The organism is Pseudomonas sp. P108 (genome assembly GCF_032613195.1).
Taxonomy (GTDB): Bacteria; Pseudomonadota; Gammaproteobacteria; order Pseudomonadales; family Pseudomonadaceae; genus Aquipseudomonas.
Map to the genome: position 1 here is coordinate 4,111,376 of NZ_CP126691.1, position 23,311 is coordinate 4,134,686.

Annotated in this window: 22 protein-coding genes; 15 read left to right on the top strand and 7 right to left on the bottom strand. The window is 60.1% G+C overall.

The annotated features are described in order from the left end of the window. Nucleotides 1–144 precede the first annotated feature (144 nt). Nucleotides 145–1,512 (top strand): NAD(P)-dependent oxidoreductase, encoded by a 1,368-nt coding sequence (locus QOM10_RS17955; RefSeq protein WP_316916672.1) that lies wholly within the window; start codon nucleotides 145–147, stop codon nucleotides 1,510–1,512. Then, nucleotides 1,513–2,787 carry an NAD-dependent dihydropyrimidine dehydrogenase subunit PreA gene (gene preA, locus QOM10_RS17960; RefSeq protein ID WP_316916673.1) on the top strand — a complete coding sequence of 425 codons (1,275 nt, stop codon included), beginning with the start codon at nucleotides 1,513–1,515 and terminating at the stop codon, nucleotides 2,785–2,787. A gap of 289 nt (nucleotides 2,788–3,076) precedes the next feature. On the opposite strand, the gene QOM10_RS17965 is transcribed toward preA, so the two are convergent. Then, a complete protein-coding gene (locus tag QOM10_RS17965; RefSeq protein ID WP_007919317.1) occupies nucleotides 3,077–3,697 on the bottom strand; it encodes a TetR/AcrR family transcriptional regulator in 621 nt (206 codons plus the stop codon). Between the two features lie 139 nt (nucleotides 3,698–3,836). Here QOM10_RS17965 and copC point away from each other — a divergent pair, with 139 nt between their 5' ends. Continuing rightward, nucleotides 3,837–4,199: a copper homeostasis periplasmic binding protein CopC gene (copC, locus tag QOM10_RS17970; RefSeq protein WP_150776132.1), complete on the top strand. Its 363-nt coding sequence runs from the start codon at nucleotides 3,837–3,839 to the stop codon at nucleotides 4,197–4,199. A gap of 3 nt (nucleotides 4,200–4,202) precedes the next feature. Continuing rightward, a complete protein-coding gene (gene copD, locus QOM10_RS17975) occupies nucleotides 4,203–5,060 on the top strand; it encodes a copper homeostasis membrane protein CopD (RefSeq protein WP_316916674.1) in 858 nt (285 codons plus the stop codon). 115 nt (nucleotides 5,061–5,175) lie between these two features. Here the strand turns inward: copD and QOM10_RS17980 are convergent, their stop codons facing one another. Together QOM10_RS17980 and QOM10_RS17985 are read right to left on the bottom strand one after the other, a co-directional pair. Further along, nucleotides 5,176–6,318 carry an HlyD family secretion protein gene (locus QOM10_RS17980; RefSeq protein ID WP_150750825.1) on the bottom strand — a complete coding sequence of 381 codons (1,143 nt, stop codon included), beginning with the start codon at nucleotides 6,316–6,318 and terminating at the stop codon, nucleotides 5,176–5,178. Next, complete coding sequence (locus QOM10_RS17985; RefSeq protein WP_316916675.1) at nucleotides 6,315–7,970, bottom strand: MFS transporter; 1,656 nt, start codon at nucleotides 7,968–7,970, stop codon at nucleotides 6,315–6,317. The genes QOM10_RS17980 and QOM10_RS17985 overlap by 4 nt, the downstream gene beginning before the upstream one ends. Before the next feature lie 294 nt (nucleotides 7,971–8,264). Here QOM10_RS17985 and QOM10_RS17990 point away from each other — a divergent pair, with 294 nt between their 5' ends. The 6 genes from QOM10_RS17990 (at nucleotide 8,265) to QOM10_RS18015 (ending at nucleotide 14,509) form a co-directional block, all read left to right on the top strand. Next, nucleotides 8,265–9,560: an OprD family porin gene (locus QOM10_RS17990; protein WP_316916676.1), complete on the top strand. Its 1,296-nt coding sequence runs from the start codon at nucleotides 8,265–8,267 to the stop codon at nucleotides 9,558–9,560. Nucleotides 9,561–9,840: 280 nt separating this feature from the next. Next, complete coding sequence (locus QOM10_RS17995; protein WP_316916677.1) at nucleotides 9,841–10,665, top strand: NAD(P)-dependent oxidoreductase; 825 nt, start codon at nucleotides 9,841–9,843, stop codon at nucleotides 10,663–10,665. Between the two features lie 30 nt (nucleotides 10,666–10,695). After that, nucleotides 10,696–11,589, top strand: coding sequence for an SMP-30/gluconolactonase/LRE family protein (locus QOM10_RS18000; RefSeq protein WP_316916678.1), 894 nt, complete (start codon nucleotides 10,696–10,698; stop codon nucleotides 11,587–11,589). A gap of 64 nt (nucleotides 11,590–11,653) precedes the next feature. Beyond that, nucleotides 11,654–12,625, top strand: a complete 972-nt coding sequence (locus QOM10_RS18005) for a TRAP transporter substrate-binding protein (protein WP_095118327.1) — start codon at nucleotides 11,654–11,656, stop codon at nucleotides 12,623–12,625. Nucleotides 12,626–12,701: 76 nt separating this feature from the next. Continuing rightward, on the top strand, nucleotides 12,702–13,229 hold the full coding sequence (locus QOM10_RS18010; RefSeq protein ID WP_150650396.1) for a TRAP transporter small permease: 528 nt from the start codon (nucleotides 12,702–12,704) through the stop codon (nucleotides 13,227–13,229). Then, the gene (locus QOM10_RS18015; protein ID WP_127928758.1) at nucleotides 13,229–14,509 is read left to right on the top strand and encodes a TRAP transporter large permease; all 1,281 of its coding nucleotides are present in this window, start codon (nucleotides 13,229–13,231) and stop codon (nucleotides 14,507–14,509) included. Before QOM10_RS18010 ends, QOM10_RS18015 begins: the two co-directional genes overlap by 1 nt. Nucleotides 14,510–14,558: 49 nt before the next feature. Here the strand turns inward: QOM10_RS18015 and QOM10_RS18020 are convergent, their stop codons facing one another. From QOM10_RS18020 to QOM10_RS18030, 3 genes are all read right to left on the bottom strand, one after another. After that, nucleotides 14,559–15,359 (bottom strand): sulfite exporter TauE/SafE family protein, encoded by an 801-nt coding sequence (locus QOM10_RS18020; protein ID WP_102899274.1) that lies wholly within the window; start codon nucleotides 15,357–15,359, stop codon nucleotides 14,559–14,561. A gap of 9 nt (nucleotides 15,360–15,368) precedes the next feature. Then, a complete protein-coding gene (locus QOM10_RS18025; RefSeq protein WP_316916679.1) occupies nucleotides 15,369–16,613 on the bottom strand; it encodes an FAD/NAD(P)-binding oxidoreductase in 1,245 nt (414 codons plus the stop codon). A 169-nt stretch (nucleotides 16,614–16,782) separates the two neighbouring features. After that, the gene (locus QOM10_RS18030) at nucleotides 16,783–17,124 is read right to left on the bottom strand and encodes an ArsR/SmtB family transcription factor (RefSeq protein WP_007915092.1); all 342 of its coding nucleotides are present in this window, start codon (nucleotides 17,122–17,124) and stop codon (nucleotides 16,783–16,785) included. A 91-nt stretch (nucleotides 17,125–17,215) separates the two neighbouring features. Here QOM10_RS18030 and QOM10_RS18035 point away from each other — a divergent pair, with 91 nt between their 5' ends. Then, nucleotides 17,216–18,079 (top strand): MBL fold metallo-hydrolase, encoded by an 864-nt coding sequence (locus QOM10_RS18035; protein WP_150650392.1) that lies wholly within the window; start codon nucleotides 17,216–17,218, stop codon nucleotides 18,077–18,079. 125 nt (nucleotides 18,080–18,204) lie between these two features. Continuing rightward, the gene (locus QOM10_RS18040) at nucleotides 18,205–19,062 is read left to right on the top strand and encodes a tyrosinase family protein (protein ID WP_316916680.1); all 858 of its coding nucleotides are present in this window, start codon (nucleotides 18,205–18,207) and stop codon (nucleotides 19,060–19,062) included. Between the two features lie 3 nt (nucleotides 19,063–19,065). Here the strand turns inward: QOM10_RS18040 and bkdR are convergent, their stop codons facing one another. Further along, the gene (gene bkdR / locus QOM10_RS18045; protein WP_016985245.1) at nucleotides 19,066–19,554 is read right to left on the bottom strand and encodes a Bkd operon transcriptional regulator BkdR; all 489 of its coding nucleotides are present in this window, start codon (nucleotides 19,552–19,554) and stop codon (nucleotides 19,066–19,068) included. Between the two features lie 185 nt (nucleotides 19,555–19,739). Between bkdR and QOM10_RS18050 the strand changes: the two genes are divergently transcribed. Genes QOM10_RS18050 through QOM10_RS18060 form a run of 3 tightly spaced genes read left to right on the top strand, consistent with a single transcriptional unit; the run spans nucleotide 19,740 to nucleotide 23,307 of the window. Continuing rightward, nucleotides 19,740–20,975: a 3-methyl-2-oxobutanoate dehydrogenase (2-methylpropanoyl-transferring) subunit alpha gene (locus tag QOM10_RS18050; protein ID WP_316916681.1), complete on the top strand. Its 1,236-nt coding sequence runs from the start codon at nucleotides 19,740–19,742 to the stop codon at nucleotides 20,973–20,975. A 1-nt stretch (nucleotide 20,976) separates the two neighbouring features. Beyond that, nucleotides 20,977–22,035 (top strand): alpha-ketoacid dehydrogenase subunit beta, encoded by a 1,059-nt coding sequence (locus QOM10_RS18055; protein WP_003224000.1) that lies wholly within the window; start codon nucleotides 20,977–20,979, stop codon nucleotides 22,033–22,035. Continuing rightward, a complete protein-coding gene (locus QOM10_RS18060; protein WP_316916682.1) occupies nucleotides 22,036–23,307 on the top strand; it encodes a dihydrolipoamide acetyltransferase family protein in 1,272 nt (423 codons plus the stop codon). Nucleotides 23,308–23,311 lie beyond the last annotated feature (4 nt).

A 23,311-nucleotide genomic window follows, 5' to 3' on the forward strand; every position in this document is an offset into this window, starting at 1 on the left:
CGCTCTGCGTGGGAATGCAGCCCGTGACGCTCCGCGTCACTGGACGCGGAGCGTCCCTAGAGGCATTCCCACGCAGAGCGTGGGAACGATCAAACCACTGCCCGACAGAGGCAGAGAACCTCAAAAACCGTGAGGCACAAAACCGTGATCGAGACCCTGAACCATCTCCCCCACCCGCACGAAAGCGCGGCCGCCCTCGCCGGGCATTTCACCGATCTGGCGCCGCCGCTCAATGATCGGCAGGCGCATCTGGAAGCCTCGCGCTGCCTGTATTGCTACGACGCGCCGTGCGTGAATGCGTGCCCGAGCGAGATCGACATCCCGTCGTTCATCCGTAATATTCATCAGGACAACGTTCCGGGTGCGGCGCAAAAAATCCTCTCGGCGAACATCCTCGGTGGCAGTTGCGCCCGAGTCTGTCCGACCGAAATCCTTTGCCAGCAAGCCTGCGTGCGCAACAACGCCCACGAATGCGCGCCGGTGCTGATCGGCCTGCTGCAACGCTATGCCGTCGACAATGCACATTTCAGCGAACACCCATTCCAGCGCGCCGCCGCCAGCGGCAAACGCATTGCCGTGGTCGGCGCCGGGCCGGCCGGTTTGTCCTGTGCACATCGCAGCGCCATGCACGGTCACGACGTGGTGATTTTCGAAGCACGGGAAAAGGCCGGCGGCCTCAATGAATACGGGATCGCCAAGTACAAACTGGTCGACGACTACGCGCAGAAGGAGCTGGATTTTCTCCTGCAGATTGGCGGCATCGAGATTCGTCACGGGCACAAGCTCGGCGAGAATCTGACGCTGAGCGAACTGCATCAACAGTTCGACGCAGTGTTCCTCGGCCTCGGCCTCAACGCCAGCAAGCAGCTCGGTTTGGCCCATGAAGATGCGCCGGGCCTGCTCGCTGCCACCGACTACATCCGCGAACTGCGACAGGCCGATGACCTCACGCAACTGCCTTTGGCCGAGCGCTGCATCGTGCTCGGCGCCGGCAACACGGCGATCGACATGGCCGTGCAAATGTCTCGCCTCGGTGCTCGCGACGTCAATCTGGTGTATCGCCGTGGCGCGGCGGACATGGGCGCCACCGGTCATGAACAAGACATCGCCAAAGCCAATCAGGTACGCCTGCTGACCTGGGCGCAACCGGAAGAGGTGCTGCTCGACGATCATGGCCACGTGCGCGGCATGCGTTTCGCCCGCACCGACCTGGTCGACGGTCGCCTGCAAACCACCGGCGAAACCTTCGAACTGGCCGCCGATGCGATCTTCAAAGCCATCGGCCAGTCCTTCGACGGCAGCGCCCTCGCCGACCCGCTAGCCCGTGAACTCAAGCGTCAGGGCGAACGCATTCAGGTCGACGAAAACCTGCGCACCAGCATTCCCGGCGTGTATGCCGGCGGTGACTGCACCAGCCTCGATCAGGACCTCACCGTGCAAGCCGTGCAGCACGGCAAACGCGCCGCCGAGGCGATCAACGTTCAACTGATGCTTAACGTGGAGGCTGCTTAAATGGCCGATCTGTCGATTGTCTTCGCTGGCATCAAAGCGCCGAATCCATTCTGGCTGGCCTCCGCGCCACCGACCGACAAAGCCTACAACGTGGTTCGCGCTTTCGAGGCGGGCTGGGGTGGCGTGGTCTGGAAAACCCTCGGTGAGGATCCGGCGGCGGTCAACGTGTCGTCGCGTTATTCGGCGCATTACGGCAATAACCGTGAAGTGCTGGGCATTAACAATATCGAGTTGATCACCGACCGTTCGCTGGAAATCAACCTGCGCGAAATCACTCAGGTGAAAAAGGATTGGCCGGACCGCGCGCTGATCGTTTCGCTGATGGTGCCGTGCGTCGAGGAGTCGTGGAAACACATTCTGCCGCTGGTCGAAGCCACGGGTGCTGACGGCATCGAGCTGAACTTCGGCTGCCCGCACGGCATGCCTGAACGCGGCATGGGTGCGGCGGTCGGTCAGGTACCGGAGTACGTCGAGCAGGTGACGCGCTGGTGCAAGACCTATTGCTCGCTGCCGGTGATCGTCAAACTGACGCCGAACATCACCGACATCCGCGTCGCCGCCCGCGCGGCCCATCGCGGTGGTGCGGACGCAGTGTCGCTGATCAATACGATCAACTCGATCACCAGCGTCGATCTGGAGCACATGGTCGCCCTGCCCACCGTCGGCAGCAAAAGCACCCATGGCGGTTACTGTGGCTCGGCAGTGAAGCCGATTGCGCTGAACATGGTCGCCGAAATCGCCCGTGATCCGCAGACCCAGGGCTTGCCGATCTGTGGCATTGGCGGCATTGGCAGTTGGCGCGATGCGGCGGAATTCATGGCGCTGGGCAGCGGCGCGGTGCAGGTGTGCACGGCGGCGATGCTGCATGGTTTCCGCATTGTCGAGGAGATGAAGGACGGGCTGTCGCGGTGGATGGACAGTCAGGGTTACGCCAGCATCGCTGAATTTTCCGGGCGTGCAGTGGGCAATACCACGGACTGGAAGTACCTCGATATCAATTATCAGGTGATCGCGAAGATTGATCAGGAGGCGTGCATTGGTTGCGGGCGTTGTCACATTGCTTGCGAAGACACTTCACACCAGGCGATCGGCAGTCTGCAGCAGGCGGACGGCACGCATAAATATGAAGTGATTGATGACGAGTGTGTGGGTTGTAACTTGTGCCAGATCACTTGTCCGGTGGCGGATTGCATCGAGATGGTACCGATGGAGACTGGCAAGCCGTTTCTGGACTGGAATCATGATCCGCGCAATCCGTATCACGTTGCGGTCTAGATCGCCGACTGATCCAACAGCCCCCTCACCCTAACCCTCTCCCAAAGGGAGAGGGGACTGATTGGGGGATGCTGCAAAACTCCGCCGACCTGAAAGTGCTGTTGTGAATCCGGCATCGACTGGGGTTCACAGGTAAGGAGGCTTTATATCCATAATTGATACATGTACAGGCACGAACTGCTTTGAATCCCTAATCGACTGGTTTTTTCAGGTCGATGTACCTCGAGAGACACCTCGGTCGGCCCCCTCTCCCTCCGGGAGAGGGCTGGGGTGAGGGTCAGCTTTTGCTTCAGGGCTCCAGCCCGATCCCACGCAAAATCACACTCGTCACCGTCTGCACCGCCCGCTCAAACTGCATGTCCGACAACGGCTGATGTTCATTCAGAATATTCACCTGATGATCAAAGTCGGCATAGTGCTGGGTCGACGCCCAGATCATGTACAGCAGACTCGACGGCTCCACCGGCAGAATCCGTTTATCCTCGACCCACTGGCGAATCTTCGCTTCCTTCATCTTCGCCCAGTCATACAGGCTGACATCCAGCGCCTCGCCCAACGTTGGCGCACCGTGGATGATTTCGTTGGCCCAGACTTTCGAACCATACGGACGACTGCGCGAGTGATTCATCTTGGCGCGGATGTAACTGCTCAGCACCACGCGCGGATCGTCGAACATTTCGAAGCACAGCGCGTCCTGTTTCCACACTTCCAGCAGGTCGAACAGCACCGCACTGTACAGCTCGCTCTTGGTTGAGAAGTAGTAATGCAGGTTGGAGCGCGGCAATTGCACTTCAGCGGCGATGTCCGCCATGGCGGTGCCGCCGAAGCCTTTTTCGGCGAAGACTTTTTCCGCCGCCAGGAGGATTTTCTCGACGTTATTGCGACGAATCTCGATCTTGTGATTGCCCATGAGGGCTCCCTGACAACAGCGTTGCCCAAGACTAGCATCCGCTCTGCTCCGCGGGCGACCGCTGCAAACAAAACTTCGTACTGGCGTGAGCGGATGGCTAAACTGACGGCTCTTTGATCCTGCCTCAGAGGTATTTGCGATGCTGTTCAAGAACGCCATGACTGCCACTGCCCTGCTCGCTTCGCTGTTCGCCGCATCTTCGGTATTTGCCCACGCCCACCTGAAAAGCCAGACCCCGGCGGCCGACAGCACCGTCGCCGCTCCCGCCGATTTGCGCCTGACCTTTTCCGAAGGCGTCGAAGCCAGTTTCACCAAAGTCACCGTGACCAAGGATGGTGCGCCGGTCGCGGTCAAGGCGCTGACCACCGAAGGCGACAAGAAAACCCTGATCGTCACCCCTGCTGCTCCGCTGACCGCCGGCGCGTACAAAGTCGAATGGCACGCGGTGTCGGTCGACACGCACAAAAGCGAAGGCGCTTATCAGTTCAAGGTGGGTCAGTAATTCATGAGTGAAGCGCTGGTGCTGTGCCGCTTTGTGCATTTCATCGTGGTGTTGATGCTGTTCGGGGCCTGGCTGTTCAGGCCGTTGCTGCTCAAGGATGAAGCGCTGCAAGTGGACCGGCACCTGGCGCGACTGGCGCGCTGGCTGGCTGTCGTGGCGCTGGTCAGCGGGATTGTCTGGGCACTTTTGATAACTGCGAGCATGGCCGGCTCGGCTACGGCGGCGTTTGATCCGGACACGGTTGCGCTGGTGCTGGGCAATACGTTTTTTGGTCAGGTGTGGCGTTGGCATCTGCTGATCAATGCTGCGCTGCTGGCCTTGTTGTTCACACCTTGGCGCTCGAGCATGCCGTTGCGGTTGGGCTTGAGCGGCTTGCTGCTGGCGACCCTCGCACCGGTCGGGCATGGCGCCATGCTCGATGGCGTGAGCGGCCAATTACTGATTCTCAACCAGATCGTGCATCTGACCTGCGTGGCCGCGTGGCTGGGCGGGTTGTTGTTGCTGGTGATGATTCTGCGTCAGCCGACGGAGCCGATGCATGAGGTTTTGCGGCGCTTCAGCGGGATCGGTTATGCGCTGGTCGCCGGGCTGCTGCTGACGGGGTTGATCAACGTGCGCGTGCTGACCGGCCAGTGGTGGCCGACGCCGTTGTTCAGCGGGTTTGCGTTGATTCTGTTGATCAAGGCGCTGATCGTGCTGGGAATGCTTGGGCTGGCGCTGTTCAACCGTTTGCGGATTGATGATTGCGAACAGCGCATGGGCGCGCTCAGGCGCAGTGTGATGCTTGAATGGCTGCTGGGCATTGGCGCGGTGGCGGCCGTCTCCCTGCTCGGCACCCTGCCCCCGATGACCGCTGGATAAACACAGTTCAAATGTGGGAGCGAGCCTGCTCGCGAAAGCGGTGTGTCAGATAAAGAAATGTGACTGATACGACGCTTTCGCGAGCAGGCTCGCTCCCACAAGGTTATGCATTGGGTCAGTGGGGTTGGGTGTCGCCTGCTGCGGTGTCAATGCTGACCACCACCGACATCCCCGGCCGCAACCGTTCCTCTTCCTGCTGATCCGCATCAATGGTGATTCGCACCGGCACCCGCTGAGCAATTTTCACAAAGTTGCCGGTCGCATTATCCGCCTGCAACAGCGCAAATTCAGACCCCGTCCCCGGCGAAATATGCTGCACATGCCCGGTGAATTTGCGGTGGTTCAAGGCATCGACGGTGAAGCGCACCGGTTGCCCGACGCGCACATTGTCCATCTGGGTTTCCTTCATGTTGGCGATCACCCATTTCTGGTTCGGCACCAACGCCATCAACTGCGCCCCGGAGTTGACGTAGGCGCCGAGGCGCACGCCGATCTGCCCGAGCTGACCATCACGCGGTGCAACGATGCGCGTGTTCGACAGGTCGATCCGCGCCAATTGCACCGCCGCTTCCGCGCTGGCCACCGCAGCCTCCAGCGAGCCACGATTGACGATCACCGTTTGCAGATCCTGACGGGCGATTTCCAGATTGGCCTTGGCCTGCGCCACCCCCGCAACACTTTGCGCATTCGCCGCCAGTGCTACATCCATCTCACGCTTGGACACCGAACCGTCGCGCACCAATTCCTGATTACGGCGCAAATCGGCCTCGCTTTTGCGCAACTGCGCTTCGCTGTCGGCCTGCACCGCCTGACGCAATTTGATCGTCGCCTCGGCGCTGTTGCGTTGCTGCACCACATTGGCCAATGCAGCTTTCTGCACCGCCAGTTGCGCCAACGATTGATCGAGGCGTTGCTGATAGATGCGGTCGTCGAGGCGCACGAGCAAATCACCGGCCTTCACGTACTGGAAATCCTGCACCGGCACTTCATAGACATAACCGGCGAGTTGCGGGCCGATGATCGTCACCTGGCCACGAATCAGCGCGTTCTCCGTGGTTTCCACCGCACTGCTGAACGGCGGCAATTGCCAGGCATACAGCACGATCAACACACCGATGATGGCGATCGCGGCAAAGCCCAGCGAGGAAATAAGCCGCACCCGCAGCGAGCGTGGCTCGGTGTTTGGCGATGACGGCGGCGCCACACCCTCAGGCGTGGCGGCAATGGCGTTGGTGGTTGTGGTGGTCGGTTCGGTCATGAAGTAGAGGCACCGCTAGGAGGTACGGAAGGCGCTGGGGCGACGGCTTTGGTGGTGCTCATCAGCCACAGCGCACGAATGGACAGCCAGATCATGGTCAGCACCGCAATCACGGCGATCAGCATGAACACATCGTTGTAGGCCAGCACGTTGGCCTCACGGGTGGCGGCGTTGGCCAGGCTGCGAATCCCCGCAAGGTTGCGCAGACTCGGGTCGGCCAACAGCGAACCGTACGCCGAGCCGCCGCTCTGCACGCGTGCCGCCACCAAGGGGTCAGACAGCGTCAGGTGCTCAACGATTTGACTGGAATGAAATTTTTCCCGGACGATCTGAAAAGTGCCCAGAAGTGCCGCACCGAGCAGGCCGCCGAGGTTATTGCAGATCCCGAACAGCACGGAAAAACTCACCAGATTGCGCGGATTGGTCAGCACGTTACGGGTGCCGAAAACCATGGTCGGGCCGAGGAAAAACGTGCTGCCGAAGGCCAGCAGAAACTGACTGAAGTAGAGATTTTGCGGGCGAGTCAGGTTGTTGGAAAAGCTGTCCATCACCGACCCGGTGGCCATCAGACCCAGCGAGATGATCAACGGCATCAGCAGGTGCTTGGGGTCGATCGTCAGTGCGCTGGTCAACAGTCCCGCGACACTGCCGATCAGCATCACCACGTACAGGCTGTGCAACTGCTCATAGCCCATGTTCAGGTTCTGCATGAAACCGACCGCACCGGTGGACTGCTCCGAGGTGACCATGCGAATCAGGGTCACCGCCAGCGCTAGGCGGATCATCGTCCCGCTGCCCAGCCAACGGGTCATCAGCAGCGGGTTACTGCGGTTATGTTCGATGGCCAGGCCGGCGATGATCAAGGCAATCGAAGCAGCCAACGCATAGCCGATCCAGTCGGCCTCCAGCCACCAATCGATCCGCCCCAGCGACAACACCGCGCACAGCAACGCCACACCAGTGGCGAGAATGGCAAAGGTGAGGAAGTCGAGTTTTTCGAAGGTTTTGAAGCGATCGCCGGGCGGTAACTTGAGCAGCAATACGCAGCCGAGCGACAGCAACGCCATGCCCAGTTCGAACAGGTACAAGCCGCGCCACTCGGCAATCTGCAGCAAGTCTTCGGAAAATAATCGCGCCAATGGCAGCGCCAATTGTGAAGTGCCGAGGCCGAGCACCAGCGCCTTCAGCCGCCACTTCGCCGGGAACGCCTGGACCATGTAATACAGGCCCAGCGAGCTGAGCGCCGCGCCGACCATGCCGTGCGCCGCCCGCACCGCCACCGCCGAATTGAGGTCATTGACGAACAGATGGCCGAAGGTCACCAGCGCATACAACACCAGGAACACCTCGGTGAACGCGCGCAAACCAAACTGCTGGCGAAACTTCACCAGCAGCAGGTTCATCGACACGTTGGTCATCACGTACGCTGCCGGCAGCCAAGCCATTTCCGCCGTGGTCGCACCGAGTGCGCCTTGCAGATAAGGCAGGTTGGCGACCACCAGCGAGTTGCCCAAGCCACCGGTCACCGCCACCAGTACGCCGACCAGCGCATAGGCCAGACGCTTGGGGTTGGAGTGCAACGGCGTCGAGGGGGAACCTGGCAGACTGGGCTTTTCGTGGGGCTGCCAGTTGCGCGGGGCGTATTGATCCATTGCAAGGCCTTGTACGGAGAGTGGGTGAAGTTTGCCGCAAATTCATTGCTAAAACACTTTTCCCCTGTGGGAGCGAGCCTGCTCGCGAAAGCGGTGTGTCAGTCGACAACGTTGTCGGATGAAAGTCCGCATTCGCGAGCAGGCTCGCTCCCACAAGGGATCTGGGTGATGGCAGGAAGTCATCGCATAACTTGCTGTTGACATTCCCGTAAAACCTAGGAAATATCCGCACCCATGTTGTACGACGACGTATAACAAATAATAAAAACAACAAACGAAACAGGGAGCGTCACAGTGAGCACACTCGTCTGCAATTCCGTCCGCCCTTCCCGTCTTTCCGTCACCCGCCCGGGTACCGCTTTAAGTCTGATCGGCTGCAGCAGCCTCGCCCTTGCCATGCCGATGAGCGCCGATGCCGAAGGCTTTCTCGAAGACAGCAAAGCCACGCTGAACCTGCGCAACGCCTACTTCAACCGCAACTTCGTCAACCCCGCCTACCCGCAGGGCAAGGCTGAAGAGTGGACGCAGAACTTCATCCTCGACGCCAAATCCGGTTTCACTCAGGGCACCGTCGGTTTCGGCCTTGATCTGCTGGGGATGTATTCGCAGAAGCTCGATGGCGGCAAAGGCACGGGCGGCACGCAATTGTTGCCGATCCACGATGACGGTCGCCCGGCGGACAATTTCGGACGGCTCGGCGTAGCGCTGAAAGCCAAGGTCTCGAAGACCGAATTGAAGGTCGGCGAATGGATGCCGGTGCTGCCGATCCTGCGTTCCGACGATGGCCGCTCGCTGCCGCAGACCTTTCGCGGCGGCCAGATCACCTCTACCGAGATCAATGGCCTGAGCGTCTACGGCGGCCAGTTCCGTGGCAACAGCCCGCGTAACGACGCAAGCATGGAAGACATGTCGATGAACGGCCGTGGCGCGTTCACTTCCGACCGCTTCAACTTCGGCGGCGGCGAATACACTTTCAACGACAAACGCACGCTGGTCGGCGTGTGGTACGCCGAACTCAGCGACATCTACCAGCAACAGTATTTCAACCTCAGCCACAGCCAGCCGTTGGGCGATTGGACGCTGGGTGCCAACCTCGGTTTCTTCACCGGCAAGGAAGACGGCAGCGCCCAGGCTGGCGACCTCGACAACAAGACTGCGTTCGCTTTGCTTTCGGCCAGATACGGCGGCAACACGTTCTATGTCGGCCTGCAAAAACTCAGCGGCGACGACGCGTGGATGCGGGTCAACGGCACCAGCGGCGGCACCCTCGCCAACGACAGTTACAACGCCAGTTATGACAACGCCAAGGAACGTTCCTGGCAGTTGCGCCACGACTACAACTTCGTCGCCCTCGGCATTCCCGGCCTGACCCTGATGAACCGCTACATCAGCGGCGATAACGTGCACACCGCCACCACCAATGACGGCAAGGAATGGGGCCGCGAGTCGGAACTGGCCTACACCGTGCAGAGCGGCCCGTTGAAAAACCTCAACGTGAAATGGCGCAACGCGACGATACGCCGGGACTTCAGCACCAACGAGTTTGACGAGAACCGGATCTTTATCAGTTATCCGATTTCGTTGTTGTAAGTCTTTGCAGCACCACAGACCCCTTGTAGGAGTGAGCCTGCTCGCGATAGCGGTCCGTCAACCGCCATTGTGCTGACTGATACACCGCTATCGCGAGCAGGCTCACTCCTACAGGGGATTGCATTGCAAGGCAGCCATTGGGGGGAATCGAAATGCCCTTTAAGCCTTCCGTCATTTACACCAAAAGTCGCGTTGACAAGTTCCGGAAACCCTACCGATACTTCAGCGCAGTCATACGACAACCTACAACAAACCTAATAACAACGTGTAAGGGATTGCCATGACGTCCACCTCTACTCCCCGCGCCCCGTTCAACCGTCTGCTGCTGACCGGCGCCGCCGGTGGCCTGGGCAAAGTCCTGCGCGAACGGATGCGCCCTTATGCCAATGTCCTGCGCCTGTCGGACATCGCCGCCCTCACCCCGGCTGTCGATGATCGTGAAGAAATCGTGGTCTGCGACCTCGCCGACAAACACGCCGTGCATCAACTGGTCGAAGGCGTCGACGCAATCCTGCATTTCGGTGGCGTCTCCGTGGAGCGGCCATTCGAAGAAATCCTCGGCGCCAACATCTGCGGTGTGTTTCACATCTACGAAGCCGCGCGCCGGCATGGCGTGAAACGGGTGATCTTCGCCAGTTCCAACCACGTCATCGGCTTCTACAAACAGGACGAGCCGCTCGACGCCAGTTCCGCGCGCCGCCCCGATGGCTATTACGGATTGTCCAAGTCCTACGGCGAAGACATGGCCAGTTTCTACTTCGATCGCTATGGCATCGAGACCGTCAGCATCCGCATCGGCTCCTCGTTCCCCGAGCCGCAAAACCGCCGAATGATGCACACCTGGCTGAGCTTCGACGACCTCACGCAATTGCTCGAACGCGCGCTGTACACGCCGAACGTCGGCCACACCGTGGTCTACGGCATGTCCGACAACAAAGACGTCTGGTGGGACAACCGCTTCGCCAGTCATCTCGGCTTCGAGGCCAAGGACAGCTCCGAAGTGTTCCGCGAAAAAGTCGAAGCGCAGCCGATGCCGGCAGCCGATGATCCGGCGCGAATCTATCAGGGCGGCGCGTTTGTCGCCGCCGGACCGTTCGGCGACTGATCACTCTGATAACGACACAAGGGATTGAGTATGCAAGCCGAACTGATCGTCGATGCCCGCAACGCCGTGGGCGAGAGCCCGGTCTGGGTACCACAGGAAAACGCGCTGTACTGGGTCGACATTCCCAACGGCGGCCTGCAACGCTGGAGCGCCGACACCGGCCATGTGCATGCCTGGAAAACCCCGGAAATGCTCGCCTGCATCGCCCGCCACAGCCGTGGCGGCTGGGTCGCCGGCATGGAGAGCGGTTTCTTTCATCTGCATCCGCACAGCGACGGCAGCCTCGACAGCGAGCGACTTGTCAGCGTCGAGCACGGCCGCAAAGACATGCGTCTGAACGATGGCCGTTGCGACCGTCAAGGCCGGTTCTGGGCCGGCAGCATGGTGCTGAACATGGGCCTGAGTGCGACCGAAGGCCGGCTCTACCGCTACGGCGCCGGGCAGTCTGGCGTGATCGAAGCGCAGCTCGACGGCTTCATCGTGCCCAACGGTCTCGGTTTCAGCCCCGACGGCAAGACGATGTACCTGTCCGACTCGCACCCCGACGTGCAATTGATCTGGGCGTTCGATTACGACACCGATACCGGCACACCGTCGAACCGCCGCGTCTTCGTCGACATGAACCACTTCCCCGGCCGCCCGGATGGCGCCGCCGTGGATGCCGAAGGTTTCTATTGGATCTGCGCCAACGACGCCGGCCTCATTCACCGCTTCGCGCCGGACGGCCGACTCGACTTCTCGCTGGCCGTGCCGGTGAAAAAACCGACCATGTGCGCCTTCGGCGGCAGCCGGATGGACACCTTGTTCGTGACCTCGATTCGCCCCGGCGACGACCAAGACCCGCAATCCCTGGCCGGCGGCGTGTTCGCCCTCAACCCCGGCGTCAAAGGCCTGGAAGAACCGCTGTTCGACGATTCCCTGTAACACCCGCCTCTGCTGCACCGCTGCGCCTTGAACACAAAAATAACAAGACTGGAGACTCACCCCCATGAACTTCAAACGCACCTTGCTGGCCGCTGCACTCCCGCTGATGTTTACCTTCACTGGCGCCGCTCAGGCACTGCAACTCAAATTCGCTGACATTCACCCCGCCGGTTACCCAACCGTGGTGGCCGAAGAAAACATGGGCAAGACCCTGACCAAGGAGACCAACGGCGAACTGACCTTCCAATACTTCCCCGGCGGTGTGCTGGGCTCCGAAAAGGAAGTCATCGAGCAGATGCAAGTCGGCGCCGTACAGTTGTCTCGCGTCAGCCTGGGTATCGTCGGCCCCGTGGTCCCGGACGTGAACGTGTTCAACATGCCGTTCATCTTCCGCGACCATCAACACATGCGTAACGTCATCGACGGCGCAGTGGGCGACGAGATCCTCGACAAAATCACCAACTCTGAGTTCGGCCTGGTGGCCCTGGCCTGGATGGACGGCGGCACGCGCAACGTCTACACCAAGAAACCGGTGCGCAAGCTCGAAGACCTCAAGGGTATGAAAATCCGCGTGCAAGGCAACCCGATGTTCATCGACATGATGAACGCCATGGGCGGCAACGGCATCGCGATGGACACCGGTGAAATTTTCAGCGCCCTGCAGACCGGCGTGATCGACGGCGCGGAAAACAACCCGCCAACCCTGCTCGAACACAACCACTTCCAGAATGCGAAGTACTACAGCCTCACGGGTCACCTGATCCTGCCAGAGCCGATCGTGATGTCGAAAATCACCTGGGAAAAACTGACCCCGGATCAACAGGCGCTGGTCAAGACAGCCGCCAAGGCTGCCCAGGCCGAAGAGCGCGTGCTGTGGGACAAGAAGTCCGCTGCCAGTGAAGAAAAACTCAAGGCCGCCGGCGTCGAGTTCATCGAGGTCGACAAAAAACCCTTCTACGACGCCACCGCACCGGTGCGGGAAAAGTACGGCGCGAAGTATGCCGACCTGATCAAGAAAATCGAAGCCGTTCAGTAACGCCTCCCGCTCCGTCCTCATGAACAAGGCCCGGTGCGCCCGATGACTGCGGCGCGCCCGGTTACGGTGGAACCCGATGAAGAATCTACTGCTGCGTATCAACGACAAGATCTACATGACGTGCATCTGGGTCGCCGGCCTTTCCGTCCTGGCGATTTCCCTGATGATTCCCTGGGGCGTGTTCGCCCGCTACGTCCTGGGCACCGGTTCGAGCTGGCCCGAGCCCACGGCGATCCTGCTGATGATGGTGTTTACCTTCATCGGCGCCGCCGCCAGTTACCGCGCCGGCGCGCACATGGCCGTGGCCATGCTCACCGATCGCATGCCAGCGCACGTGAGATCTGCGGCGGCGATTTTTTCCCAGCTGCTGATGGCGGCGATCTGCATCTTCATGACGATCTGGGGCGCCAAGTTGTGCATGTCCACCTGGAACCAGTTCATGGCAGCCCTGCCCGATCTGCGCGTTGGCGTGACCTACTTGCCCATTCCCGTGGGCGGCTTGCTGACGCTGATTTTCGTGCTGGAAAAACTCTTGCTCGGTGACCAGAGCAAACGGCGCGTCGTGCAGTTCGACCTGGTTGAAGAAAGTGAAGGTGCCGCTTAATGGACGCTCTGATACTGCTGGGCAGTTTTATCGCTTTGATCCTGATCGGCATGCCGGTCGCCTACGCGCTGGGCGCGGCCGCGCTGATCGGTGCATGGTGGATCGACATTCCGTTCCAGGCGGTGATGATTCAGGTCGCTTCGGGGGTGAACAAATTCTCGCTGCTGGCCATTCCGTTCTTCGTGCTGGCCGGTGCGATCATGGCCGAGGGCGGCATGTCGCGTCGATTGGTGGCGTGTGCCGGGGTGCTGGTGGGGTTTGTGCGCGGTGGCCTGTCACTGGTCAACATTGTCGCCTCGACCTTTTTCGGCGCGATCTCCGGTTCGTCGGTGGCCGACACCGCGTCGGTGGGTTCGGTGCTGATTCCGGAAATGGAACGCAAGGGCTATCCACGGGACTTCTCCACCGCCGTGACCGTCAGCGGTTCGGTGCAAGCCCTGCTGACCCCGCCCAGCCATAACTCGGTGCTCTACTCCCTGGCTGCCGGTGGCACGGTTTCGATTGCCTCGCTGTTCATGGCGGGCATCGTGCCGGGCTTGCTGATGAGCGCCTGCCTGATGGTGCTGTGTCTGATTTTCGCGAGAAAGCGCGATTATCCCAAGGGTGAAGTGATCCCGATGCGCCAGGCGTTGAAAATCGTCGGCGAAGCCCTCTGGGGCCTGATGGCGATGGTGATCATCCTCGGCGGCATCCTGTCCGGCATCTTCACCGCTACCGAGTCGGCGGCCATCGCCGTGCTCTGGTCATTCTTCGTGACCATGTTCATCTACCGCGACTACAAGTGGAGCGAACTGCCGAAACTGATGCACCGCACGGTGCGGACGATTTCGATCGTGATGATCCTGATCGGTTTCGCGGCGAGCTTCGGCTACATCATGACCCTGATGCAAATTCCGGCGAAGATCACCACGGCATTTCTGACCCTGTCGGACAACCGCTACGTGATCCTGATGTGCATCAACGTCATGCTGCTGTTGCTCGGCACGGTGATGGACATGGCGCCGCTGATCCTGATCCTGACGCCGATCCTGATGCCGGTGATTCTCGGCATCGGCGTGGATCCAGTGCAGTTTGGCATGATCATGCTGGTGAACCTTGGGATCGGATTGATAACGCCGCCGGTGGGTGCGGTGCTGTTTGTCGGTTCGGCGGTAGGCAAGGTCAGTATCGAGAGCACTGTGAAAGCGCTGCTGCCGTTCTATGCCGTGCTGTTCCTGGTGTTGATGTTGGTGACTTACGTGCCGGCACTTTCGCTGTGGTTGCCGCACTTGGTGTTGTAAGCCGATAGAAAGATCGCAGCCCTTGATGGGCTGCGATTTCTTCAGAACCTCACGCCCGCAACAACATATACCCCGCCACCACCAGACAGACACTGGCAAACCCCACCTGCAACGCCCGCGCCGGCACCCGCGCGCAGAGCTTGCGACCGATGATCATGCCGACAATGCTGGCGACAATAAACGCCGCGCCCTGCCCGTCAATCCGCACACCGGCGTGAAACGAACCGATCACGCCAATCGCCGAAATCAGGCTGATCACCATCAACGACGTGGCGACAATCCCGCGCATCTGCACATCGGTCAGTTGCTTGAACGCCGGTACGATCAAAAACCCGCCGCCGACCCCGAGCAATCCGGACACCACGCCGGTAATTGCGCCCAGCGCCGCCAACGTAGCGGTGCATTTGGCGGTCCAGTCAAAGCGCCCGGTTTCTTCATTGAGCATGCAATTCTTCTGGCCCCAGCTAGCGTGACCGTGATCGCTCGGCCCCTCCTGCTGGCGCTCGCGGCGCAGCATGCGCCAGGCCACCATGACCATCAGCAGGCTGAACAGAACCATCAGGATTTTCTCCGACAACTGGTGCGCGAAGTAAATGCCCAACGGCGAAAACACCGCCCCCAAAGCGGCAATCAACAACGCCGCGCGATAGCGCACCAGGCCATGACGCAAACCGTCGATAGCCCCGACCGCCGCCGCACTGCCGACCGCAAACAACGCCACTGGCGCTGCCTGGGTCATCGTCCAGCCCAACCCGAGCACCAGCGCCGGCACCGCAAGAATCCCGCCGCCGGCCCCGGTCAAGCCAAGGACCAACCCCATCACCACGCCAAACAGACTTGCCAGCAACATAGGGTTTTCTCAGTCAACCTTGGACAGACCAGTCAGCCACTCGCGGCCCTTGAGCATGCCGTTCCAGTAGAACCACGGCAGCAGCGTCGCCTTGAGAAACCACGCCGAACGCCGCGCCACCGTCGGGTCCAGAGGAAAGGTCGGCAGCAACTTCCCGGCATAACCGAACTCGGCGAGGATCACCTTGCCCTTCTCCACCGTCAGCGGGCAGGAACCGTAGCCGTCGTACTTCAGAGGCAGCGGTTGTTGCTTGCGCAGGGCCAGCAAGTTTTCCGCGACCACCACGACTTGCTTGCGCACCGCTGCGGCGGTTTTCGCGTTACTGGTGCCGCAGATATCACCGAGTGCGAACACCTCGGGAAAGCGCGGATGCTGCAGGCTGTGCGGATTGACTTCGCACCAGCCGGCAGCGTCGGCCAACGGGCTCTGGGCAATGAAATCCGGCGCAACCTGCGGCGGCACGACGTGGAGCAGATCGAAGGTTTTCGCCACACGGGTGACGTTGCCTTCAGCGTCCTTGATCTCGAACCACGCGGTTTTCGCCGGGCCGTCAACCTTGACCAGATTCGAATTGAACGCCAACTGTGCGTTGTACTTTTCGATGTACTTCATCAACGGCGGCACAAACGTCGCCACACCGAACAGCGCGGCGCCGGCCAGATTGAATTCGACCTTGATGTTGCTCAGCACGGCGGTTTTACGCCAGTGATCGCAGGACAGATACAACGCCTTTTGCGGTGCGCCGGCGCATTTGATCGGCATCGCCGGTTGGGTGAACAGCGCTTTGCCGCCGCGCAGTTTCTGCACCTGATCCCAGGTGTATTGCGCATGCTGGTAGCTGTAGTTGGAAGTGACACCGTGCTGGCCGAGGCTTTCCTGCAGGCCTTCGATCTTCTCCCAGGCCAGACGCAGGCCGGGGCAGACAATCAGGTTTTGATAGCTGACCGTGCGTTGATCGTTGAGGGTGAGTTGGCGCTTGTCCGGGTCGATTGCGGTGACTGCCGCTTGCAGCCAGTTCGCTTGCTTGGGCATGACCTTGTTCATCGGCCGTGCGGTGTCTTTGACGTCGTAGGCACCACCGCCGACCAGCGTCCACGCCGGTTGGTAGTAATGCTGGGCGCTGGGTTCGATCACGGTAACTTTCAGCGCAGGATCACGCTTGAGCAGGCTGGCGACGAAACCGATACCGGCCGTACCGCCGCCGATGACCACGATGTCTGCACTGATGGATGGGCCCCAGTGTTGATCGTTCATTGCTTGTTCCTTTTGCTGCACGCAAGGATTGTTCGAGCCAGCACACAAATCCCAATGTGGGAGCGAGCCTGCTCGCGAAGGCGGCGTGTCAGTCGATGCAACAATTGCCTGACCTAACGCTTTCGCGAGCAGGCTCGCTCCCACATTGAACCAGTGTCATGGCTGGCATTTATTGATGACCCAGACTTTTCAGCACGGCTCCGCAATACAATCCGGAGAGCGTTTTCATGACCTGAATGACTTCCGGACTGGCAAGGCCGTAAAAAATGTACTTGCCTTCACGACGGGTCGCGACCAGCCCTTCATCACGCAGGATGCCCAGTTGCTGGGACAGCGTCGGTTGGCGCACACCGGTCATTTTTTCCAGTTCGCCGACGTTGCGCTCACCCTGAGTCAGTTGACACAAGATCAACAGGCGATCCTCATTGGCCATGGCCTTGAGCAACGCGCAGGCCTTGGAGGCCGAGGCACGAAGTTGGGCAACTTCACATTCGGTCAGACTGGATTGCATTTGCACGATGCCTTCAAGGTCACTTAAGCTGCGAACATTATGTTTTTAGATAAAGTGTTGCAACCCATTTCCCTTGTTCAGGTTGGTGTCCATGCCCGCGCAGATTGAAGCTTTCCTCGACCCCGCCTCTTCGACCTACAGCTATGTGGTCTATGAAGCCGATGGCGGGCAGTGCGCGATCGTCGATCCGGTGCTCGATTACGACGGCGCCGCCGGACGTACCTGCACCGCCCAAGCCGACAAGATCATCGCCTTCGTTCGCGCGCACAACCTGCAGGTGCAGTGGCTGCTGGAAACCCACGCCCACGCCGATCACCTGTCCGCCGCGCCTTACCTGCGCCGGGAACTGGGTGGCAAAATCGCCATCGGTGAATCGATCAGCAAAGTGCAGAACGTGTTCAAGACGCTGTTCAATCTGGAGCCGGAGTTTTGCGTCGACGGCTCGCAGTTCGATCACCTGTTCGCGCCGAACGAGTCGTTCCGCATCGGCAACCTCAAGGCCACCGCTCTGCACGTCCCCGGCCACACTCCGGCGGACATGGCTTATTTGATCGATGGCGAGCAGATTCTGGTCGGTGACACGCTGTTCATGCCCGATGTCGGCACGGCGCGCTGCGACTTTCCCGGCGGCAATGCCCATCAGCTGTTTGCCTCGATCCACAAACTGCTGGCCTTCCCCGCCAGCGTGAAACTCTACGTTTGCCACGACTATCCACCGGAGAGTCGCGCCTCGCAGTGCCAGACCACGGTCGGCGAACAACGCAAAAGCAATATTCATGTGCATGACGGGATCGATGAGGCAGCGTTTGTCGAAATGCGCACCAAGCGAGATGCCGGGCTGGGTATGCCGACGCTGTTGCTGCCGGCGATTCAGGTGAATGTCCGGGCCGGACATCTGCCACCAGCGGAGGACAACGGTGTGGTTTACCTGAAGATTCCGCTCAATTCCCTATAGGAAAAAACCGCTCGACCGGCCACCGGATTATTTTTCCTACGAACGCTGTCGAGGGTGATGAACTGGTGAAAATCCTGTAAGCGAGCAGACTCCATTGGGCAAACATTCAATGGAGTTTTCGCAATATGGATATTCGTCGTAATCACCGTGACATGACACCGCAACAGAAATCCGCATTCATCGATGCCATCCTGAGGCTGAAGAACAACGTCGACAGCGTCCTGCGACCCGGGCAGCAATGCCGCTATGATGATTTCGTCCAGATCCACAAGAATTCGATGGGCGGGGCCAGTCCGCTGGTACCCAATCCACATCGAAGCCCCTTGTTCTATCCGTGGCATCGCATTCTGATCCGCCAGTTCGAACTGGCCCTGCAGTCCGCCGCCAGTGATCCGACCATCACCCTGCCTTACTGGAACTGGCAACTGACCGGGGCCGACAACCCCTTCACCTCGCACTTCATGGGTTCGAACGGTGACGACCTGCAAGACCAGCGTGTCACCAGCGGCCCGTTTTCCAGGGAACAATCGCAATTCGATGTAAGGGTCTGGGACGAAGGCCTAGGCAACACGGGCATTCGTCGAAATCTCGGGGCAATCGGCGCACTGCCCAGCGCAGAGACAGTCATATCGACGCTCAACAGGGCGCCTTACTGGATGAATGGGAGTGGCTGGGAAAACGTCTCGGAAATCGAATTGCACAATCCGGTGCATGCGTGGATAGGCGGCAGCATGGGGGAAGCTTCCTCACCCAATGATCCAATATTCTTCCTGCACCACTGCTACCTCGACTTGTTGTGGGAGCGCTGGAAACACCAGCATCCTGGCACTCCCGGCTTTACCAATGAGGCCGGCTCGACAGACATGAATGAAACCGTCCTGATCTTTCACCCCGCCAACGAACTGGCACCCTGGGAGCAAACCTTTACCGTCCAGCAAACCCTCTTCACCACAGAGCTCGATTACCGCTATGAGTACATCTGACGTTCAACTGCCCAGCGTCAAACCGTTAGCGGGTAATGGCAGCGCGGTCTTGTAGCGCACCTGCTTCAGCGCAAAACTTGACCGGATATTCGCCACACCCGGCACTTTGGTCAGGAAGTCCATCATGAAGCGTTCGAGCGACTGAATGGTCGGCACCAAGACCCGGATGAGGTAATCCGGGTCTCCGGCCATGAGGTAGCACTCCATCACCTCCGGGCGATCGGAAATGGCTTCCTCGAAATGCTGCAGCGCTTCCTCGACCTGCTTTTCCAGGCTGACGTGAATAAACACGTTCACGTGCAGCCCCAGCAGATCGGCATCCAGCAGCGTGACCTGCTCGCGAATCAGCCCCAATTCTTCCATGGCCTTGACCCGGTTGAAGCACGGCGTCGGCGACAGGTTCACCGAGCGCGCGAGGTCGGCGTTGGTGATGCGCGCGTTCTCCTGAAGGCTGTTGAGAATGCCGATGTCGGTACGGTCCAGTTTGCGCATGAGACAAAACCACCTGTTTTTTATGTTTATGCAGAATTTCTATCTGCAAATCGTCTCCAGCGCAACGAAACAGAGATAAATATTCTTCTTGCCCGGGCCTATGATTGTTGTAGGACAAGATTTCTTCTACCGAAGAATGACTGCCAGCTCACTACAAGAAATTCACAAGATCGAGCGTAGAAGCCATGACCCAAGCGTATGAACCGCTGCGTCTGCACGTCCCTGAACCCTCGGGCCGTCCAGGCTGCAAAACCGATTTTTCCTACCTGCATCTGACCGATGCCGGTACGGTGCGCAAACCTTCCATCGACGTCGAACCTGCCGACACCGCCGACCTGGCTCGTGGGCTGATTCGCGTGCTCGACGATCAGGGCAACGCCCTCGGCCCATGGGCTGAGAAAGTGCCGGTCGAGATCCTGCGAAAAGGCATGCGCGCCATGCTCAAGACGCGGATCTACGACAACCGCATGGTGGTCGCCCAGCGTCAGAAAAAAATGTCGTTTTACATGCAGAGCCTTGGCGAAGAAGCCATCGGCAGTGCTCAGGCCCTGGCCTTGAACATCGACGACATGTGCTTCCCGACCTACCGCCAGCAAAGCATCCTGATGGCCCGCGATGTGCCGCTGGTCGACCTGATCTGCCAACTGCTGTCCAACGAGCGCGATCCGCTCAAGGGCCGGCAATTGCCAATCATGTACTCGGTCAAGGATGCCGGTTTCTTCACCATTTCCGGCAACCTCGCCACCCAGTTCATTCAGGGCGTGGGCTGGGGCATGGCCTCGGCGATCAAGGGCGACACCAAAATCGCCTCGGCGTGGATCGGTGACGGTGCTACCGCCGAATCGGACTTCCACACCGCCCTCACCTTCGCCCACGTATATCGTGCGCCGGTGATCCTCAACGTGGTCAACAACCAATGGGCGATTTCGACCTTCCAGGCCATCGCCGGTGGTGAAGCCACTACTTTCGCCGGACGCGGCGTCGGTTGCGGCATCGCCTCGCTGCGCGTGGATGGCAACGACTTCTACGCGGTGTATGCGGCATCTGCCTGGGCTGCCGAACGCGCCCGCCGCAACCTCGGCCCGACCATGATCGAATGGGTCACCTACCGTGCCGGCCCGCACTCGACCTCCGATGATCCGTCGAAATATCGTCCGGCCGATGACTGGAGCCACTTCCCGCTCGGCGACCCGATTGCCCGTCTCAAACAGCACCTGATCAAGGTTGGCCACTGGTCGGAAGAAGAGCACACCGCTGTCAGCGCCGAGCTCGAAGCCGAAGTGATTGCCGCGCAGAAACAGGCCGAACAGTACGGCACCCTCGCCGGCGGCCAGATTCCAAGCGCCGCGACCATGTTCGAAGACGTCTACAAAGAGATGCCGGAGCACTTGAAGCGCCAGCGTCAGCAGTTGGGGATCTGACATGAACGATCACAACAACAATATTCAGTTGGAAACCGCCATGACCACGACCACCATGACCATGATCCAGGCCCTGCGCTCGGCCATGGATGTGATGCTTGAGCGTGACGACAATGTGGTGGTGTTCGGTCAGGACGTCGGTTACTTCGGCGGCGTGTTCCGTTGCACCGAGGGCCTGCAGACCAAGTACGGCACCTCCCGCGTATTCGACGCACCGATCTCGGAAAGTGGCATCGTCGGCGTGGCCGTTGGCATGGGCGCGTACGGTCTGCGTCCGGTCGCCGAGATCCAGTTCGCCGACTACGTCTACCCGGCGTCCGACCAGATCATTTCCGAAGCGGCGCGCCTGCGTTATCGCTCGGCCGGCGAGTTCACCGCACCGATGACCCTGCGCATGCCATGCGGCGGCGGTATCTATGGCGGTCAGACCCACAGCCAGAGCATCGAGGCGATGTTCACTCAGGTGTGCGGCTTGCGCACCGTGATGCCGTCCAACCCATATGACGCCAAAGGCCTGCTGATCGCCTCCATCGAGAACGATGACCCGGTGATCTTCCTTGAGCCGAAACGCCTGTACAACGGCCCGTTCGACGGTCACCACGACCGCCCGGTGACCCCGTGGTCGAAACACCCGCAAGCCCAGGTGCCGGACGGTTACTACACCGTGCCGCTGGACGTTGCTGCGATCACTCGTCCGGGCAAGGACGTGACCGTGCTGACTTACGGCACCACCGTGTACGTGTCGCAAGTCGCTGCCGAAGAAAGCGGCGTTGACGCTGAAGTCATCGACCTGCGCAGCCTGTGGCCGCTGGACCTGGAAACCATCGTCAAATCGGTGAAGAAAACCGGCCGTTGCGTGGTGGTTCACGAAGCCACCCGCACCTGCGGTTTCGGCGCCGAGCTGGTGTCGCTGGTGCAAGAGCATTGCTTCCATCACCTGGAAGCGCCGATCGAACGCGTCACCGGTTGGGACACCCCCTACCCGCACGCGCAGGAGTGGGCGTATTTCCCAGGGCCGTCCCGAGTGGGCGCGGCGTTGAAACGGGTCATGGAGGTCTGAATGGGCACGCACGTTATCAAGATGCCGGACATCGGCGAAGGCATCGCAGAAGTAGAACTGTCGCAATGGCACGTCAAGGTTGGCGATCTGGTGGTTGAAGATCAGGTGCTGGCGGACGTGATGACCGACAAGGCGATGGTCGATATTCCCTCGCCGGTACACGGCAAGGTGATTGCCCTCGGCGGTCAGCCGGGTGAAGTGATGGCGGTTGGCAGTGTGCTGATCAGCATTGAGGTTGAAGGTGCTGGCAACCTCAAGGAATCGGCGGCTCCTGCTCCGGTAAAAGAAGCACCTGCGGCTCCGAAGGTTGAAGCAGTCGTTGAGAGTAAACCTGCTCCAGCCGCCCCGCGCCCTGCTGCGGTTTGCCAAGGCCCGATGGTTGCCCGCGAAGCAGACGAACGTCCGCTCGCCTCGCCGGCTGTGCGCAAACATGCGCTGGATCTGGGTATTCAGTTGCGTCTGGTGCGCGGTTCCGGCCCGGCCGGTCGTGTGCTGCACGAAGACCTTGAATCCTACTTGGCGCAAGGTCAGTCGAACGCTTCGGCACCAGTCGACGCCGCTTACGCCCAGCGTAACGACGAAGAACAGATTCAAGTGATCGGCATGCGCCGCAAGATCGCCCAGCGTATGCAGGACGCTACCCAGCGTGCCGCACACTTCAGCTATGTCGAAGAAATCGACGTTACCGCGATTGAAGAACTTCGTGCGCACCTGAATGAAAAACACGGCGCCAGTCGTGGCAAGTTGACCTTGCTGCCTTTCCTCGTCCGCGCATTGGTCGTCGCCCTGCGCGACTTCCCGCAAATGAACGCCCGTTACGATGACGAAGCCCAGGTCATCACTCGCCTCGGTGCGGTGCATGTCGGCGTCGCCACGCAAAGCGATGTTGGCCTGATGGTGCCGGTGGTGCGTCACGCCGAGGCGCGCAGCCTGTGGGACAGCGCCGCCGAGATCTCGCGTCTGGCCAACGCCGCACGCAATGGCAAGGCCAGCCGCGATGAGCTGTCCGGCTCGACCATCACCCTGACCAGCCTCGGTGCACTGGGCGGCATCGTCAGCACGCCAGTGCTGAATCTGCCGGAAGTGGCCATCGTCGGCGTGAACAAAATCGTCGAACGGCCAATGGTCGTCAAAGGCCAGGTCGTGATCCGCAAGATGATGAACCTTTCCAGCTCCTTCGATCACCGCGTGGTCGACGGCATGGACGCGGCACTCTTCATCCAGGCCATTCGCGGCTTGATCGAACAACCTGCCACTTTGTTTGTGGAGTAAGGCG

Bases quoted from the DNA above. Each gene is read 5' to 3' on its own strand.
- preA (WP_316916673.1), top strand. From the start codon at position 1,513: ATGGCCGATCTGTCGATTGTCTTCGCTGGCATCAAAGCGCCGAATCCA.
- QOM10_RS17965 (WP_007919317.1), bottom strand. From the start codon at position 3,697: ATGGGCAATCACAAGATCGAGATTCGTCGCAATAACGTCGAGAAAATC.
- copC (WP_150776132.1), top strand. From the start codon at position 3,837: ATGCTGTTCAAGAACGCCATGACTGCCACTGCCCTGCTCGCTTCGCTG.
- copD (WP_316916674.1), top strand. From the start codon at position 4,203: ATGAGTGAAGCGCTGGTGCTGTGCCGCTTTGTGCATTTCATCGTGGTG.
- QOM10_RS17980 (WP_150750825.1), bottom strand. From the start codon at position 6,318: ATGACCGAACCGACCACCACAACCACCAACGCCATTGCCGCCACGCCT.
- QOM10_RS17985 (WP_316916675.1), bottom strand. From the start codon at position 7,970: ATGGATCAATACGCCCCGCGCAACTGGCAGCCCCACGAAAAGCCCAGT.
- QOM10_RS17995 (WP_316916677.1), top strand. From the start codon at position 9,841: ATGACGTCCACCTCTACTCCCCGCGCCCCGTTCAACCGTCTGCTGCTG.
- QOM10_RS18000 (WP_316916678.1), top strand. From the start codon at position 10,696: ATGCAAGCCGAACTGATCGTCGATGCCCGCAACGCCGTGGGCGAGAGC.
- QOM10_RS18005 (WP_095118327.1), top strand. From the start codon at position 11,654: ATGAACTTCAAACGCACCTTGCTGGCCGCTGCACTCCCGCTGATGTTT.
- QOM10_RS18010 (WP_150650396.1), top strand. From the start codon at position 12,702: ATGAAGAATCTACTGCTGCGTATCAACGACAAGATCTACATGACGTGC.
- QOM10_RS18015 (WP_127928758.1), top strand. From the start codon at position 13,229: ATGGACGCTCTGATACTGCTGGGCAGTTTTATCGCTTTGATCCTGATC.
- QOM10_RS18020 (WP_102899274.1), bottom strand. From the start codon at position 15,359: ATGTTGCTGGCAAGTCTGTTTGGCGTGGTGATGGGGTTGGTCCTTGGC.
- QOM10_RS18025 (WP_316916679.1), bottom strand. From the start codon at position 16,613: ATGAACGATCAACACTGGGGCCCATCCATCAGTGCAGACATCGTGGTC.
- QOM10_RS18030 (WP_007915092.1), bottom strand. From the start codon at position 17,124: ATGCAATCCAGTCTGACCGAATGTGAAGTTGCCCAACTTCGTGCCTCG.
- QOM10_RS18035 (WP_150650392.1), top strand. From the start codon at position 17,216: ATGCCCGCGCAGATTGAAGCTTTCCTCGACCCCGCCTCTTCGACCTAC.
- QOM10_RS18040 (WP_316916680.1), top strand. From the start codon at position 18,205: ATGGATATTCGTCGTAATCACCGTGACATGACACCGCAACAGAAATCC.
- bkdR (WP_016985245.1), bottom strand. From the start codon at position 19,554: ATGCGCAAACTGGACCGTACCGACATCGGCATTCTCAACAGCCTTCAG.
- QOM10_RS18050 (WP_316916681.1), top strand. From the start codon at position 19,740: ATGACCCAAGCGTATGAACCGCTGCGTCTGCACGTCCCTGAACCCTCG.
- QOM10_RS18055 (WP_003224000.1), top strand. From the start codon at position 20,977: ATGAACGATCACAACAACAATATTCAGTTGGAAACCGCCATGACCACG.
- QOM10_RS18060 (WP_316916682.1), top strand. From the start codon at position 22,036: ATGGGCACGCACGTTATCAAGATGCCGGACATCGGCGAAGGCATCGCA.